Below are 15,496 nucleotides of genomic sequence, written 5' to 3'. Positions count from 1 at the left end.
GGAACGGCGCTCCCACGCCGGTCAGCGCAGGCGGCGGGTGTTGTCCGGCTGGCGCACGGTGACGCCGCGGGCGTCGAGCCACTCGGCCAGCGGGACGGCAACGCGGCGGCTGGTGCCCCAGGCCTGCCTGGCCTGGCTCAGCGTGAACGGCTGCGGCAGCGCGGCCAGCCGGACCCGGGCCACCTCGGCGACACCCGGCGCCAGGTAGATGCCGTCGCTGATCCGCACCAGCTGTTCGTCCCGCACGGCTGCGGCGAGCTCGCGCGCGCCGAGCCCGGCGGCCACCAGGTCACCGGCCTCGGGTGCGGCGAACGGCGACTCGGCCAGCCGGGCGCGGATGCCGTCGACCGCGCGCTGCACCTCCGGCGGCAGGGCGGCTGACTCGGCGACCACCCGGCCGTCACGCAGCGACAACGGCGGGCGCACGAACGCCGGCACCAGCTCGACGTCGGGAAGCTCCAGCGCCGAGCGCAGCACGGCCACCGGCGGGCCGGGCTCCAGCGGGCGCAGCTGCCGGTAGCGGGCGACCACCTGCGGCACCCGCGCGGCCAGCTCGTCCGCCAGCGCGGGCGCGACCAGCCACGGCCCGACCGCGGGCACCCCGGCAGGCACCGGCCAGCCCATCGCGACGAAGTCCGCGCGGCGCACGAACCGCCGCCGCGCCAGGTCCGCCAGCGCCCCGGCCTCACCGGTCGGCTGCTCGGCCAGCTCGGCCGCACGGCTGGCGGCGGCACCACGGCGGCGCAGCTCGGGCGGGTCGACGTCCCGCACGTCGGCACCGAACGCGCGGCGGGCGCCGGGGTCGCGCAGCAGCAGCCGGTCGCCGACCCGCAGCGGCAGGGGCTCGGTCAGCCGCAGCCGCAGGGCGCTGCCGTCCAGCGGGCGGACGCGGGCGGCCACCGTCGCCGAGCCGATGTGCACGACCAGCTCGGCCGGCAGCCTGTCCTCCACCGGCGTGACCAGGGAGACGTCGAGGTCGGTGGTGCGGCGGAAGGCGTCCGGGGTCAGCAGCGCGTCGCCCCGGGACAGCTGCTCGACGGCGATGCCGCGCAGGTTGAGCGCCACCCGGGCGGTCGCGGCCGCCGACTCGACCGGCTCGCCGAGGGACTGCAGGCCGCGGACGGTCACGAGCTCCCCGCCGAGGTCCAGCCGGTCACCGGCGGCCACGGTCCCGGCGGCCAGCGTGCCGGTGACGACGGTGCCGGCGCCCCGGATGGTGAACGCGCGGTCGACCCACAGCCGCACCGGCGCGGCCCGGTCCGGGGCGGGCAGGTCGGCGAGCACCTGCTCCAGCAGCGCCGACAGCTCCGGCAGTCCGGCACCGGTGCGGGCGCTGACCGCGACCGCGGACAGCCGGCCCAGCGACGTCCCGGCCAGCCGCTCGCCGGCGTCGGCGAGCACGGGCGCGGGGTCGGCGAGGTCGGACTTGGTGACCGCGAGCAGCCCGTGCCGCACCCCGAGGGCGTCCAGCACCGCGACGTGCTCGGCGGTCTGCGCCGACCAGCCGTCGTCGGCGGCGACCACGACGAGGGCGGCCGGCACCGAACCGACGCCGGCGAGCATGTTGCCCACGAAGCGCTCGTGCCCGGGGACGTCGACCACGGCCAGGCGGCGGCCGGAGGCAAGCGTCGTCCAGGCGAAACCGAGGTCGATGGTGAGGCCGCGACGGCGCTCCTCCTCCCACCGGTCGGGCTCCATGCCGGTGAGCGCGCGGACCAGCGTCGACTTGCCGTGGTCGACGTGCCCGGCGGTGGCGATCACGTCCACGCGGCCGCCACCTCCAGCACGACGCGGGTGAGCTCGGCGTCCTGGGCGGGCTGCAGGCTGCGCACGTCGAGCAGGGTGCGGCCGCTCTCCAGGTAGCCGACCACCGGCGGGGTGGCCGCCCGCAGCGGCTCGGCGAACCGGACGTCGAGGGCGACGGCGGCGCTGGGCAGCTCGAACTCCGGCGCCCCTCCTCCGCCGACCCGGGCCGTGGCCTCGACCGCGACCGCCTCCACCCCGCCGGCCCGCAGCGCCTCGGCGACCGCGGTGGCCCGGGCGTGCAGCTGCGCCGGGTCGGCGTCCAGCATCTGGCGCACCGGCGGGACCGGGCCGCGCAGCGTGGCCTCGAGGGCGGCGAGCGTCGTCTTGTCCACCCGCAGTGCCCGGTAGAGCGGGTGCCAGCGCAGCCGCTGCACCAGGTCGGCGCGGCCGAGCACGATGCCGGCCTGTGGCCCGCCGAGCAGCTTGTCCCCGCTGCACATCACCAGGTCCGCGCCGGCGGCCAGCGTCGTCTGCAGGTCGGGCTCGTCGGGCAGCAGCGGGTGCGGGCGCAGCAGCCCGCTGCCCACGTCGGCGACCAGCGGGACACCCGTGCCGGCCAGCGCCGGGGCCAGCTCGGCGACCTCGACCGAGCGGGTGAAGCCGCGGACGACGAAGTTCGACGGGTGCACCTTGAGCACCGCGCCGGTGTCCGGGCCCAGGGCCGCGGTGTAGTCGGCGACCGAGGCGCGGTTCGTCGTCCCGACCTCGTGCAGCCGGGCACCGGTGGACACCAGCAGGTCGGGGATGCGGAACCCGTCGCCGATCTCGACCAGCTCGCCGCGGGCGATGACCAGTTCCCCGCCCAGCGCGGTGGCGACCAGGGCGAGGGCGGCCGCGCAGTTGTTGACCACGAGCGCGGCCTCGGCGGCCGGGACCGCCTCCAGCAGCGCGCCCAGCGCGCCCTCGCCGCGAGGCCCGCGGCGCCCGGTGCCCAGGTCGAGCTCGACGTCGGTGGTGCCGCTGGCCGCGACGACCGCCTCGACGGCGGCGGCCGACCAGGGGGCGCGACCGAGGTTGGTGTGCACCAGCACGCCGGTCGCGTTGAGCACCGGCGACAGGCTGCCGGCGGTGCCGGGCAGGGCGGCGAGCACGGCCGGGACGACGCCGTCCGGGGTGAGCTCACCGGCGCGGACCTGCTGCTGCGCGGTCTGCACGAGGGCCTTGACCAGCTCGCGGCCCAGCCGCTCGACGGCGGCGGCGACCGGCGGCTCGGCCAGCACGGCGTCGGTGCGGGGTACGGCGCGGCGGGGGTCTCCGGTCATGTCCGGACCAGCCTAGGTCGCCGGCGCGGAGCCGGCCGCGGGGCCGGCTCCGCAGCAGGCTGGCGGAGGCGGACGGGAATCGAACCCGCCTGACCGAGATGCTCGATCACGTCGGCTTTAGAGGCCGCGGGGGCCACCAGACACCCTGACGCCTCCATCGGTGAGCCTAGGGCCGGTCCCGGCCGGCTGCCCGGCCGGGACCGGCGCGGGCTCAGCTCATCGACCCCTCCGGCGCCAGCTGCGGCATCGGCACGGCGCAGGTGTCGCCGATCTCGTCGCTGGTCACCCCGTCCAGGTCCGTGCGCAGCGCGGCGTGCATCCGGCTGATGACCTGGTCCATCCCGACGATGAAGACGATCTCCATGATCGCCCGGGTGTCGAAGTGGGCCGTCAGGTCGGCCCAGGTCCGGTTGTCGATCGGCTCCATCTTCGTCGACAGGCGACTGAACCGGATGATCGCGGCCTCGTCCGGGGCGTACAGGCCCTCCGGGAGGGGGTCGTCGAGGAGGTGGGCCATCTGCTCGTCACTCAATCCGGCGCTCCGACCGAGCACCACGTGAGTGGGGGTCTAGTAGTGGCAGTCGTTCTGCATCGCCGCCGTGAGGTAGGCGAGCTCGCTGCGGGCCGGGCCGATCGAGTTGTCGAAGTAGGCGACCTCGGCCAGGCCGAAGAAGCGCTCCATGATCTGCGGGTGGTTCGCCAGTGCGCGGTGCACGTTGAGCACACCGCTGGGCTGCTCGGCGGCGGCGGTCAGGATCGCCGCCGCGGTCGGGTCGACACCGGGATCGGTGGCGTTGATGAGCGGGACGCGGGCCATGGCCGTCCTCTCGGGAGGTGGGTGGGACCCGGACGTTCCGCGCCTCCCGTCACCGCTGTTCGCTCCTCCCGTGGACTTCGCGTTCCGTTCTGCGCACCGCCGTCCCGCCGCTGCGGTGAGGTCGCCCGCCCGCGTGCCGGGGCGCGCGGAGGCGGCCTAGATTCGGGTCATGACCGCGACCGCTGTCCGTCTGACCCAGTTCGCCCACGGCGGAGGCTGCGCCTGCAAGATCCCGCCCGGTGAGCTCGAGGCGGTCGTCGCCGGTCTCACCCACACCGGTCCGCGCGACCCCTCGGCCGAGCTGGTCGTCGGCCTGGACGACGGGGACGACGCCGCGGTGGTGCGCATCGCGGGCGGGCAGGGCCTGGTCCTCACCACCGACTTCTTCACCCCGGTCGTCGACGACGCCTACGCCTTCGGTCGGATCGCCGCGGCCAACGCGCTGTCCGACGTCTACGCCATGGGCGGCACCCCCGTCGTGGCGGTGAACCTGCTGGGCTGGCCGCGCGACGTGCTGCCCGTCGAGCTCATCGCCGAGGTGCTGCGCGGTGGTCTGGAGGTCGCCCACGAGGCCGGCTGCCACGTGGGCGGCGGGCACTCCATCGACTCCCCCGAGCCCACGTACGGCATGGCCGTGACCGGGCTGGTCGACATCGAGAAGCTGATCCGCAACGACGCCGCGGTGGCCGGCACCCCGCTGTCGCTGACCAAGCCGCTGGGCGTGGGCGTGCTCAACAACCGGATGAAGAACACCGGCGAGCCCTCGGCCGAGGCGATCGCGTCGATGGGCGCACTCAACGCCGAGGCCTCGGTCGCCGCCGTCGCCGCCGGCATCCGTGCGGGCACCGACGTCACCGGCTTCGGCCTGCTCGGGCACCTCTACAAGATGGCCCGGGCCAGCGGGGTGACCGCAGTGGTCGACGCCGCCGCCGTCCCGTACCTGGCCGGTGCCCGGCAGGCCGTGGCCGACGGCTGGGTCTCCGGTGGCACCCGCCGCAACCTGGACTGGGTGCGCCCGCACACCGACCTGTCGCACGTGTCCGACGACGAGGCACTGCTGCTGGCCGACGCCCAGACCTCCGGCGGCCTGCTCCTGGGCGGCGAGGTCCCCGGCGCCCCGGTGATCGGTGAGTTCGTCGCCCAGCAGGAGTTCGCCGTCGTCGTCCGCTGACGGCCCGGCGTCCGCCGGTCGGCATGTCGGCGGCGACGCGCCGGGGTGCCGCTCCCTGGCACGTCGGACGACGCTGCGCGCAGAGCTCCTGCGCTGCCATCCTCCCCGTGGGCCCGCGGCCGCACGAGGCGACCGGCTGATCGACCGGCCCGTCGGGAGGACAGGTCATGCGGACGAGGACACGAACCTGGCTCTGCGGCAGCTCCACAGCCGCGCTGCTCCTGGTCGGGACGGGGACGGCGGCGGCGTCGCCCGCCGGCACGGCCCCCGGGACCGGGACGACCGAGGGCACGATCGGCTACGCCAACGCCCTGCTGTACGGGGAGAACAGGACCGGCGGAGGCGGCGTGGAGAGCATGTTCTCGGCCTACGCCCCGGCCGGTGTGCCGGCGTTCGCCCGCGGCGAGGTGTTCATCGGCGGCTACGAGTGCCTCACCGAGGACTCCGTCCCGGCCCGGGTGGACGGCCTGGAGTCCGCACGGGCCACCGGCCGGCTGCGCTACGAGTGCGGCTCGCCGGAGGGCACGGTCCGCGGGTACGCCGCCGTGCACCTGCGGTGGACCGGGCAGGGCGAGGTCGTCGAGCACTCCTGGGCGGACGAGGAGGGGTGCACCATCACCCTCCAGGTCCGCCCGGCCCGGGTGACCGGCGGCATGCTCGCCGTCGTCCCGGGCGTCGGGTCGGCGACGCTGACCCTGAACGCAGCGGACGACGCCGACATCCGCCAGGAGCGGCGGACCTGTTGAGCCGACCCCGCGAAAGGACGAGGGTGACCTGGGTCGCAACGGCGACGGCGCTCGACTAACGTCCGCTCGTGCTCGCTGCCTTCGTCTCCACCCCGTCCCCGGACGACCCGCTCTCGGTGCTGGAGGTCGGTGAGCGCCCCGAGCCGGAGGCGCCCGAGGGCTGGACGACGGTCACGGTGCGGGCCGCAGCGCTGAACCACCACGACCTGTTCAGCCTGCGCGGGGTCGGGCTGCCGGCCGAGCGGATGCCGATGACCCTGGGCTGCGACGCCGCGGGCACCGACGCCGACGGCAACGAGGTCGTCGTCCACGCGGTGATCAGCAGCCCGGGGTGGACCGGTGACGAGACGCTGGACCCGAAGCGCTCGCTGCTGTCCGAGCGGTACCAGGGGACGCTGGCCGAGCAGGTCGTCGTCCCGGCGCGCAACGTCGTCCCCAAGCCGGCGGCGCTGTCGTTCGCCGAGGCCGCCTGCCTGCCGACGGCGTGGCTGACGGCCTACCGGATGCTCTTCGTCCGGTCCGGGCTGCGGCCGGGGCAGACCGTGCTGGTGCAGGGCGCCAGCGGCGGGGTGGCCACCGCGCTCGTGCAGCTGGGGACGGCCGCCGGCTACCGGATGTGGGTGACCGGACGCACCGAGGAGAAGCGGGCGGCGGCACTCGCGCTGGGTGCGGAACAGGCCTTCGAGCCCGGCGCCCGGCTGCCCGAGCGGGTGGACGGCGTGATGGAGAGCGTCGGGAAGGCCACCTGGGCGCACAGCATCCGGTCGCTGAAGCCGGGCGGCGTCGTCGTCACGTGCGGGGCCACCACCGGCTTCGACCCGAGCGCGGAGCTCAACCGGGTCTTCTTCACCCAGCTGTCGGTGGTCGGCTCGACGATGGGCACCCGCGAGGAGCTGGCGCAGCTGATGCGGATGCTCGAGGTCACCGGCGTGCGGCCGGAGATCGGCGTCGAGCTGGCGCTCACCGAGGCGCGCGAGGGGTTCGCGCACATGCTGGAGGGGCGGACCGCCGGGAAGATCGTCTTCTCGGTCTGAGCTACGCCCGGGCGCGCTGCCGCTCGATCTTGGCGGCGAGCACCGGCTGGTCCTTGAGCGGCATGAACGGCAGCGCCGGCTCCAGCTCGGGCAGCCGCGCGCGCTGGGTCATCACGATCCGGAAGCCGGTGGCCACGGTGATCCCGTGGTCGGGTCGGGAGACGACCTCGACGGCGTCCCCGGCACCGAGCTCGCCGGTCTCCAGCACCCGCAGGTACACGCCGGTCGCCCCGTGCGCGGCGAAGCGCTTGACCAGGTCCGGCACGTCCCAGAAGCGGGCGAAGTTGGCGCAGGGGGTACGCCAGGCGGTGACCTCGAGCAGCGCGGTCCCGACCTGCCAGCGCTCGCCGAAGACGGCGGCGTTCAGGTCGATCCCGGACGTGCGCAGGTTCTCCCCGAAGCGGCCGGGCGGCAGCTCGCGGCCGAGCTCGCCCGCCCAGAAGTCGGCGTCGGCCTGGGCGTAGGCGTAGACCGCCTGGCCCTCGCCGCCGTGGTGCTTCTTGTTGACCTGCACGTCGCCGTCCAGGCCCAGCGGGTGGACGGCGACCCGTCCGGTGACCGGGTGCTTGTCGATGCCGGAGCGGTTCGGGCGCTTGTCCGGCAGCGGCAGGAGGTCGCTCCCCGAGACGCAGACCGCCTCCAGCCGCCCGGTCACTTCTTGGACGCCGTCGACTCGTTGGTGGAGAGCGCGGCCACGAAGGCCTCCTGGGGGACCTCGACGCGGCCGACCATCTTCATCCGCTTCTTGCCCTCCTTCTGCTTCTCCAGCAGCTTGCGCTTGCGGGTGATGTCACCGCCGTAGCACTTGGCCAGCACGTCCTTGCGGATCGCGCGGACGGTCTCGCGGGCGATCACCCGGGCGCCGACGGCGGCCTGGATCGGCACCTCGAACTGCTGGCGCGGGATGAGCTCGCGGAGCTTGCCGGCCATCAGCACGCCGTAGCTGTAGGCCTTGTCCTTGTGCACGATCGCGGAGAACGCGTCGACGGCCTCGCCCTGCAGCAGGATGTCCACCTTCACCAGGTCGGACACCTGCTCGCCAGCCTCCTGGTAGTCCAGGCTCGCGTAGCCGCGGGTGCGGGACTTCAGTGCGTCGAAGAAGTCGAAGATGATCTCGCCCAGGGGCAGCGTGTAGCGCAGCTCGACCCGGGTCTCGGACAGGTAGTCCATCCCGGTCAGCGCGCCGCGGCGGCCCTGGCAGAGCTCCATGATCGCGCCGGTGTAGTCGCTGGGGGCGATGATCGTGGCGTTCACGACCGGCTCGTAGACGGCCTCCATCTTGCCGTGCGGCCAGTCGCTGGGGTTGGTGACGACGACCTCGCTCTTGTCCTCCATCACCACCCGGTAGACGACGTTGGGCGCGGTGGAGATCAGGCTCAGCCCGGCCTCGCGCTCCAGCCGCTCCCGGACGATCTCCAGGTGCAGCAGGCCCAGGAAGCCCACGCGGAAGCCGAAGCCCAGGGCGGCGGAGGTCTCCGGCTCGTAGACCAGCGCGGCGTCGTTGAGCAGCAGCTTGTCCAGCGCCTCGCGCAGCAGCTGGTACTCGCTGCCGTCGATCGGGTAGAGGCCGGAGTAGACCATCGGCTTGGGGTCGCTGTAGCCGCCGATCGGCTCGGTGGCCGGCTTGTGCTGCAGCGTCACGGTGTCACCGACGCGGGACTGGCGGACGTCCTTCACGCCGGTGATGAAGTAGCCGACCTCGCCGACCCCGAGCCCCTCGACCGGCTTGGGCTCCGGGGAGATGACGCCGATCTCCAGCAGCTCGTGGTTCGCGCCGGTGGACATCATCTTGATCCGGTCGCGGCCGCTGATCCGGCCGTCCATGACCCGGACGTAAGTGATGACGCCGCGGTAGATGTCGTAGACCGAGTCGAAGATCATCGCCCGCGCCGGGCCGTCGGCGTCGCCCACCGGGGCCGGGATCTTGGCCACGATCTGGTCCAGCAGCTCCGGGACGCCGACGCCGGTCTTGCCGCTGACCCGCAGGACGTCGCCGGGCTCGCAGCCGATGATGTTGGCGATCTCCGCGGCGAACTTCTCCGGCTGTGCGGCCGGCAGGTCGATCTTGTTGAGCACCGGGATGATCGTCAGGTTGTTCTCGAGCGCCAGGTACAGGTTCGCCAGCGTCTGGGCCTCGATGCCCTGCGCGGCGTCGACCAGCAGCACGGCGCCCTCGCAGGCGGCCAGCGAGCGGGACACCTCGTAGGTGAAGTCGACGTGCCCGGGGGTGTCGATCATGTCGAGGACGAACTCCTCGCCGCCGACGCTCCAGGGCAGCCGCACGTTCTGCGACTTGATGGTGATGCCGCGCTCGCGTTCGATGTCCATCCGGTCGAGGTACTGGGCGCGCATCTGGCGCCCCTCGACGATGCCGGTCACCTCGAGCATCCGGTCGGCCAGCGTCGACTTGCCGTGGTCGATGTGGGCGATGATGCAGAAGTTCCGGATCCGGGCGGGATCGGTGCTGGCAGGAGTCGTCACAGTGCGCCCATCGTCCCACGGACTCGCACCCGGTAAAGCGATTGCCCACCGAGGCGCCGTGGCCCACCGTGGCCCGGTGGTCCTCCCCGGCAGTCCCCGCCTCCCCTACGACCGGCTCCCGGCCGGTCTGCGGACGGCGGTCGACGCCGCGCTCGGGTCGCCGGTGGTGGCCGTCTCCCCGCGCACCGGTGGCTTCTCCCCCGGCCCGGCCACGGTCGTCACCTGCGCGGACGGCTCGCGCGCGTTCGTCAAGGCCGTCGGGACGCCGCTGAACCCGGACACCCCGGACCTGCTGCGCAGCGAGGCACAGATCTCCGCCGCGCTGCCCGCCGGGCTGCCGGTGCCGCGGCTGCGCGCGCACCTGGAGGTCCGCGACGGGGACGACGAGTGGGTGGCCCTGCTCTTCGACGTCATCGAGGGCGCCAACCCGGAGCTGCCCTGGACGGCGGGGACGGCGACCCGGGTGCTCGCCGGCGTGGCCGCGTTCGGCGTCGCGGCGACCCCCTGCCCGGCGCCGGGGCTGCCGTCGCTGATCGACCGGATGACCCGGGAGCTCACCGCCTGGCCGCTGCTGCACGCAGCACCCCCGGCCGACCTCGACCCGTGGGAGACCGAGCGCCTGGCGGAGCTGGCCACCCTCCCTGACCGCCTGGCCTCCCGCGGCGCCCTGACCGGCGACAGCCTGGTGCACCTCGACCTGCGCGCGGACAACCTGCTGCTCACCCCCGCCGGCGAGGTCGTGCTGCTGGACTGGGCGTGGGCGGCCCGCGGCCCGGCCTGGGTCGACCCCGTGCTGCTGGCGCTGGACATGGCCGTGCACGGCGGCCTCGACCCGGCTGCGCTGCTGGCCGGCGTGCCGGCGGTGACCGCTGCGGACCCGGCGGACGTCACCGACCTGCTGCTGGTGCTCGTCGGGATGTGGGCGGTGACCATGCGCCGACCGGCCCCACCGGGACTGCCCACGCTGCGGGCCTTCCAACGGCGGTTCCACGACGTGGCGCTGGCCTGGGTCGTGCAGCGGACGGCGGCCGGGCTGGCCTGACCTGCGACTGTTGGGTCCGCGACGCCGTGCTGGTATCTTGTGAGGCCGGTCCGCTGTGCGCTTCGTTGCGCCGTGGACGCGCGACTCAGCACCAGCACTGACCCAGACTCCCAGCAGACATTCGAGGCTCACGCGTGGCGAACATCAAGTCCCAGATCAAGCGGATCAAGACCAACGAGATCGCGCGCAAGCGCAACGTCGCGGTCAAGTCCTCGCTGAAGACCCAGGTGCGCCGTTTCCGCACCGCCGCCGACGCCGGCGACAAGGACGCGGCCCTCACCGCGCTCCAGATCGCCAGCAAGGCCCTGGACAAGGCCGCCAGCAAGGGCATCATCCACAAGAACCAGGCTGCGAACCGCAAGTCGGCGCTGGCCAAGAAGGTCGCCAGCCTCTGACCTCCCGAGCGCGACCGCCTGCCGGTCGCGCTCGGCCGACGAGCCCCTCTCCCCGCCGGGAGAGGGGCTCGTCGCCGTTCCGGGCCCGGTGTCCGTCCTCGACGCACCTTGGCGGCCGGTACCAGCGTGACCGTCCGGCCCGTCCACTCACCGCGGAGTCGGCTGGTCGGTTCTCGACGCACGCCGGGAGCCAGTACCAGCGTGACCGTCCGCCCGGTCCACCGCTCGCCAGGTCCGCGTGATCGGTCTCGACGCACACCGGGAGCCGGTACGAGCGTGACCGTCCACCCGGTCCACCCCTCGCGAGGTCGGCGGACCGAGCGGCCGGTGGGCTGCCGGCCGGTCGCTCAGCGGAAGGAGCGGGCCCGCTCGCCGGCGCCGGCCGCCCGGATCGCCACCAGCTGACGGATCGCCCGCTCGAGCGCGTAGTCGGCACTGGCCGCTGCGCCCTTGACGTCGGCGTTGAGCGACGCGGCGACCCCGATGGCCTGCTGCAGCGCGTCGATCGTCCAGCCGCGGGCCTGCGACTGGGCCTTCTTCACCTTCCACGGCGGGAGCTTGAGCTGGCGGGCCAGCTCGCCGATGTTGGTCGTGTTCAGCGAGGCGACCCGGGCGGCGGTGCGGACACCGTCGGCCAGCGCGTCGGCGATGAGCACGTGCGCCACCCCGCGGTCGAGCGCCCAGCGCAGCATCTCCACCGAGCCCGCCGTGTCGCCCACCAGCACCCGCTCGGCGACGGTGAAGCCGGTGACCTCGGCCTGCCCGCGGTGGAACTTGGCGACCGCGTCGGCGTCGATCGACCCGCCGAAGTCCGACACCAGCTGGCTGGCGGCGGCCGACAGCCCGCGGAGGTCGTTGCCCACCGCCTCCAGCAGCGCGGTGACGGCGTCCGGGCTGATCCTGCCGCCGGCGTGCCGGACCTCGTTGCGCACGAAGGCGATCCGCTCCCCCGCGGAGCTGATCTTCGGGCACTCGTCGATGGCGGCGCCGGCGGACTTGAACGCCTTGACCAGGGCCTCGTTCCGCTTGCCGCCGTGGTGGACCAGCACCAGCGTCAGCTCGGGGTCGGGGTCGGTGGTGTAGCTGACCAGGGTGTCGGCCAGCGCCGCGGCCGCCTCGTGCACGCCGGTGACCACCACGAGCCGGTGCCCGCCGAACAGCGACGGTGCCAGCGCGTCGGTCAGCTGCCCGAGTGACAGACCGGCAGCGGCGAGCTCGTGCTCCTCGCTGTCGGGGTGGGCCTCGCGCACCGCGACGCGCACGGCGCTGACCGCCCGCGCGCGGAGCAGTTCCTCCTCGCCGACCACGACGCGCAGGCGGGACGTCGGCGCCGGGGGTGCTGCTGCTGCCACGGCCCCATGCTGCCACGCGGTACCGACCGGACCGGGCCGTCCGGGCCACCCCCGGCGCGGGAGCCGGCGCGGACGCCGTCGCCCGCAGCACGGTGTCGGGACCCCGGACCGCCACCCCCCACTCCCCCGCCCGGCCGACCACGGCGACGTCGCCGTCCCGGTCGGTGCGGTAGGTGCGCATGCCGTCGGCCGCGAGCCAGTCCATCAGCCGGTCGGCCGGGTGGCCGTAGGTGTTGTCGGCGCCCACGGACACCAGCGCGACCGCAGCACCGGTGGCGGCCAGGAAGGCCGGGTCGGCGTCGGCGCTGCCGTGGTGCGGCACCTTGAGCACGTCGGCGGTCAGGTCGGCGCCTCCGGCGCGGACCCGCCCCTCGGCCTGTGCGCTGAGGTCGCCGGTGAACAGCACCCGCAGCCCCCGCTGGGTGACCCGCACGACCAGGCTCAGGTCGTTCGGGTCGGCGCCGGGGGTCGCCCGGGCGGGATCGGGGGCCAGCGCCTCGAGCTCCGCGGTGCCGACCGTCCGGCGGTCTCCCGGCACCAGCACGCTCTGCCGGCCGCCCGCCTGCGCGATCACCGCCGCGACCGCCGGCGCACGGTCGTCGGTGGGCGCCAGGGTGCCGGTCACCACCTCGCCCACCTCGCGGCCGGACAGCGCGCCGGGCAGGCCGGTCACGTGGTCGGCGTCCAGGTGGGAGAGCACGACCAGCGGCAGCCGGCGCACGCCCAGCCGGTCCAGGCAGCCGTCGACCAGTGCCTCGTCGGGTCCGGCGTCGACCAGGACGGCCTCACCGGGGGCGGTGGGCAGCACGAGGGCGTCGCCCTGCCCGACGTCGCAGGCGACGACCGCCGGGTCCGGTGGCGGCCAGCCGCGGGTCACCTGCCGCAGGGGCCAGCCGACGAGCACCAGACCGAGCAGCGCCGCCAGGGTGAGCGGCCGCAGCCGCGGCCACCGCACCAGCACCCCGGCGCCGACGGCGAGCAGGAGGGCCAGCAGCACCGCTCCGCGCGTCCCGGCCGGCCAGCCGGTGGCACCGTCGGGCACGTCTGCGGCCCGCTCGGCGACCAGCACCAGCCAGCGCACGGGCCAGCCGGCTAGCCAGGTGAGGCCGTCGGCGGCACCGGGGAGGACGGGTGAGACCACCGCGGCCAGCAGCCCCAGCACGGTCGCCGGGGCGACCGCCGGTGCGGCCAGCAGGTTGGCCGGCAGCGAGACCAGGCTGACCGCGCCGGACAGCGCCGCCACCAGCGGAGCGGTCACCAGCCCGGCCGCGGCGCTCACCGCCAGCGCGTCGGCGACCGGCCGCCACACCCCGCGCCGGCGCAGCGACCGGGACCAGCCCGGTGCCAGGACCACGATCGCCGCGGTGGCGGCCACCGAGAGCGCGAAGCCCCCGTCGGTCGCCAGCGCCGGCCGGACCAGCAGCAGCACCAGCACCGTCGCGGCGAGCGCCGGCACCGCGGCCCGGGAGCGCCCCGACGCCAGGGCCAGCACCCCCACCGCGCCCATCGCCGCGGCCCGCAGCACGCTCGCACCCGGTCGGGCCAGCACCACGAACCCGACGATCGCCAGCGCCGCCACCGCGGCCTGCAGCCGCCGGTCGCTGCCGCGGGCCCGCAGCGGCACCAGGACCAGCGCCACCACGATCGCCACGTTCGCGCCGGAGACCGCCGTCAGGTGCGCCAGCCCGGCCCGCCGGAACTCGGCGGCGAGTGCCGGGTCCATCGCCGTGGTGTCACCCACGACCAGACCCGGGAGCAGCCCGGCCGGCCGGGCGGGCAGAGTGCGGGCCGCGGAGTCGGCGAGGCCGCTGCGGAGGGCACCGGCGGCGCGCTGCACGGGCCCCGGGCCACCGACGGGCTCCGGCGGTGTCCGCGCCGACAGCACCGCCCACACGTCGTCCCCGGGCTCGGCGGGCCGCACGGCGGCGCGCAGCCGCACCGTCTGCCCGGGGAGCAGGCCGGCCCAGTCCTCGGCAGGCCCGAACAGCAGCACCGGGTCACCGCCCAGGGGTCGCCCGCCCACCTCGCTGACGCCGGCCCGCACCAGCACCCGGGGCACTCCGGCGCCGGCCAGCAGCCGCGGGTCGTCGTCCAGCTCGAGCACGACCGGGACGGTGGCCTGCTGCTCGGCCGCCGCGGTCAGCGGGGAGACCGCCCGGGCGTGCCCGCGGACCGCTGCGGCGGCGCCGGTGAGCGTGACCGCGGCGAGGCAGCCCAGCAGGACGGAGGCGACCGCGGCCCGCCGCACGGTGCTCGCCCGCCGGGTGCCGGCCAGCACCGCCGCGCCGCCCAGTGCCCCCACCGCGGCCGTGGTCAGCAGCAGCCGCACCGGCGCGTGCGGGGCCACCAGCGTCAGCAGCCAGACCGTCCCGGCGGCCGGCACCAGCCGCAGGTCCAGCCACGCCCAGGGCTGCTGGGTGCGCCCGCGGCGCACCGCGGCCCGGGGTGGGGGCACGTCAGACCCGCACGCGCTCGGCCAGCGCGGCGAAGATCGCCGGGCCGATGCCGCTGACGTCGTCGAGCTGGTCGACGGAGGTGAACGGACCGTGCGCGGTGCGGTGGTCGACGATGCGCTGGGCCAGGACCGGTCCGATCCCCGGCAGCGCGTCGAGGTCGCCGGCGGTCGCGGCGTTGAGGTCGAGCAGCCCGCCCCCGCCCGCAGCGGTGGCCGGGTCCCCGGCCGCGGCGTCGACCCCGGGTGCGACCGCACCGGGGACACCGATGGCGATCTGCTGGCCGTCGGAGAGCACCGCCGCGGCGTTGACCGACGCGGGGTCGGCCTCGGGCAGCAGCCCACCGGCGGCGTCGAGCGCGTCGGCGACGCGGGACCCGGCCGGCAGGGTCACCAGCCCGGGGACGGCGACCATGCCGACGACGGACACCACGACCGTGCCGGCCGGCGGCAGGGTCGCCGTCGGCGGGGCGGCCGTCGGCTCTGCGGGTGCCGGGTCGCTGGAGCGGCTGTCCGGCTGGGCAGCCGTCGACACCGCTGCGGGCACCGGCTCGACCGCCGGGCGGCCCAGCCAGGTCCAGCCGACCATCGCCGCCCCGGCGACCACCGCCGCGACCCACAGCGCCCAGGAGCCCCGCCGGCCCGGGTCCAGCCGGGCGGTGCGGCCGGGCGACCGGTGCCGCCCCAGCCCGCCCGGCAGTGCCAGGTCCGCCTCGGGCTCCGGGCGCGCAGCGGTCACCGCGGCGTCGTCGTCCCACTCGTCGGGCTCGGGCTCCTCCTCAGGCACCCAGCCACCGCGCGCCTGCCCCTCGGCGAGCAGTGCGCGCAACCGGGCGCGGATGACGTCGGAGTCGTCGCTGCGACGGGCGGAGGGGCGCACCGCAGGGACGCTAGGAGCGCGGCGGGACGGCGGACGGCCCGCGGCGGAGGTTGTGGAC

13 protein-coding genes, 1 tRNA gene and 1 pseudogene are annotated in these 15,496 nt (G+C 75.5%); 5 read left to right on the top strand and 10 right to left on the bottom strand.

Annotation, left to right across the window (positions count from 1 at the left end):
* Positions 1-21: 21 nt before the first annotated feature.
* The 5 genes from selB to KUM42_RS17180 form a co-directional block, all read right to left on the bottom strand.
* Positions 22-1,767: a selenocysteine-specific translation elongation factor gene (gene selB / locus KUM42_RS17200; RefSeq protein ID WP_237493745.1), complete on the bottom strand. Its 1,746-nt coding sequence runs from the start codon at positions 1,765-1,767 to the stop codon at positions 22-24.
* Entirely contained in the window at positions 1,758-3,068 is a 1,311-nt protein-coding gene (gene selA / locus KUM42_RS17195) for an L-seryl-tRNA(Sec) selenium transferase (RefSeq protein WP_237493744.1), read from the bottom strand. The genes selB and selA overlap by 10 nt, the downstream gene beginning before the upstream one ends.
* 60 nt (positions 3,069-3,128) lie before the next feature.
* Positions 3,129-3,224, bottom strand: a tRNA-OTHER gene (locus KUM42_RS17190).
* A 55-nt stretch (positions 3,225-3,279) separates the two neighbouring features.
* Complete coding sequence (locus KUM42_RS17185) at positions 3,280-3,585, bottom strand: hypothetical protein (RefSeq protein WP_237493743.1); 306 nt, start codon at positions 3,583-3,585, stop codon at positions 3,280-3,282.
* A gap of 51 nt (positions 3,586-3,636) precedes the next feature.
* Complete coding sequence (locus KUM42_RS17180; protein ID WP_237493742.1) at positions 3,637-3,885, bottom strand: carboxymuconolactone decarboxylase family protein; 249 nt, start codon at positions 3,883-3,885, stop codon at positions 3,637-3,639.
* 169 nt (positions 3,886-4,054) lie between these two features.
* On the opposite strand from KUM42_RS17180, the gene selD reads away from it, so the two are divergent.
* The 3 genes from selD to KUM42_RS17165 all read left to right on the top strand — a co-directional run bounded on the left by selD (position 4,055) and on the right by KUM42_RS17165 (position 6,836).
* Positions 4,055-5,056 carry a selenide, water dikinase SelD gene (gene selD / locus KUM42_RS17175; RefSeq protein ID WP_237493741.1) on the top strand — a complete coding sequence of 334 codons (1,002 nt, stop codon included), beginning with the start codon at positions 4,055-4,057 and terminating at the stop codon, positions 5,054-5,056.
* Positions 5,057-5,223: 167 nt separating this feature from the next.
* Complete coding sequence (locus KUM42_RS17170) at positions 5,224-5,802, top strand: hypothetical protein (RefSeq protein WP_237493740.1); 579 nt, start codon at positions 5,224-5,226, stop codon at positions 5,800-5,802.
* A gap of 68 nt (positions 5,803-5,870) precedes the next feature.
* On the top strand, positions 5,871-6,836 hold the full coding sequence (locus KUM42_RS17165) for a zinc-binding dehydrogenase (protein WP_237493739.1): 966 nt from the start codon (positions 5,871-5,873) through the stop codon (positions 6,834-6,836).
* Position 6,837: 1 nt separating this feature from the next.
* On the opposite strand, the gene KUM42_RS17160 is transcribed toward KUM42_RS17165, so the two are convergent.
* Positions 6,838-7,491: an MOSC domain-containing protein gene (locus KUM42_RS17160; protein ID WP_237493738.1), complete on the bottom strand. Its 654-nt coding sequence runs from the start codon at positions 7,489-7,491 to the stop codon at positions 6,838-6,840.
* The gene (gene lepA, locus KUM42_RS17155; RefSeq protein ID WP_237493737.1) at positions 7,488-9,317 is read right to left on the bottom strand and encodes a translation elongation factor 4; all 1,830 of its coding nucleotides are present in this window, start codon (positions 9,315-9,317) and stop codon (positions 7,488-7,490) included. Before lepA ends, KUM42_RS17160 begins: the two co-directional genes overlap by 4 nt.
* A 76-nt stretch (positions 9,318-9,393) precedes the next feature.
* On the opposite strand from lepA, the gene KUM42_RS17150 reads away from it, so the two are divergent.
* Positions 9,394-10,359: a phosphotransferase gene (locus KUM42_RS17150; RefSeq protein WP_237493736.1), complete on the top strand. Its 966-nt coding sequence runs from the start codon at positions 9,394-9,396 to the stop codon at positions 10,357-10,359.
* A 134-nt stretch (positions 10,360-10,493) separates the two neighbouring features.
* Positions 10,494-10,754 (top strand): 30S ribosomal protein S20, encoded by a 261-nt coding sequence (gene rpsT / locus KUM42_RS17145; RefSeq protein WP_237493735.1) that lies wholly within the window; start codon positions 10,494-10,496, stop codon positions 10,752-10,754.
* A 347-nt stretch (positions 10,755-11,101) separates the two neighbouring features.
* Here rpsT and holA read toward each other — a convergent pair whose 3' ends face one another.
* The 3 genes and pseudogenes from holA to KUM42_RS17130 form a co-directional block, all read right to left on the bottom strand.
* Positions 11,102-12,106, bottom strand: coding sequence for a DNA polymerase III subunit delta (gene holA / locus KUM42_RS17140; RefSeq protein ID WP_237493734.1), 1,005 nt, complete (start codon positions 12,104-12,106; stop codon positions 11,102-11,104).
* 358 nt (positions 12,107-12,464) lie between these two features.
* A pseudogene (locus tag KUM42_RS17135) lies at positions 12,465-13,829 on the bottom strand (ComEC/Rec2 family competence protein); the annotation flags it as partial.
* 733 nt (positions 13,830-14,562) lie between these two features.
* Positions 14,563-15,438 carry a ComEA family DNA-binding protein gene (locus KUM42_RS17130; RefSeq protein ID WP_237493733.1) on the bottom strand — a complete coding sequence of 292 codons (876 nt, stop codon included), beginning with the start codon at positions 15,436-15,438 and terminating at the stop codon, positions 14,563-14,565.
* Positions 15,439-15,496: the final 58 nt, after the last annotated feature.

The sequence above is a fragment of the Modestobacter sp. L9-4 genome (genome assembly GCF_019112525.1).
Lineage (GTDB): Bacteria > Actinomycetota > Actinomycetes > Mycobacteriales > Geodermatophilaceae > Modestobacter.
Note: the sequence above shows the minus strand (reverse complement) of the source record. Positions and strands in the feature narration are given on the sequence as shown.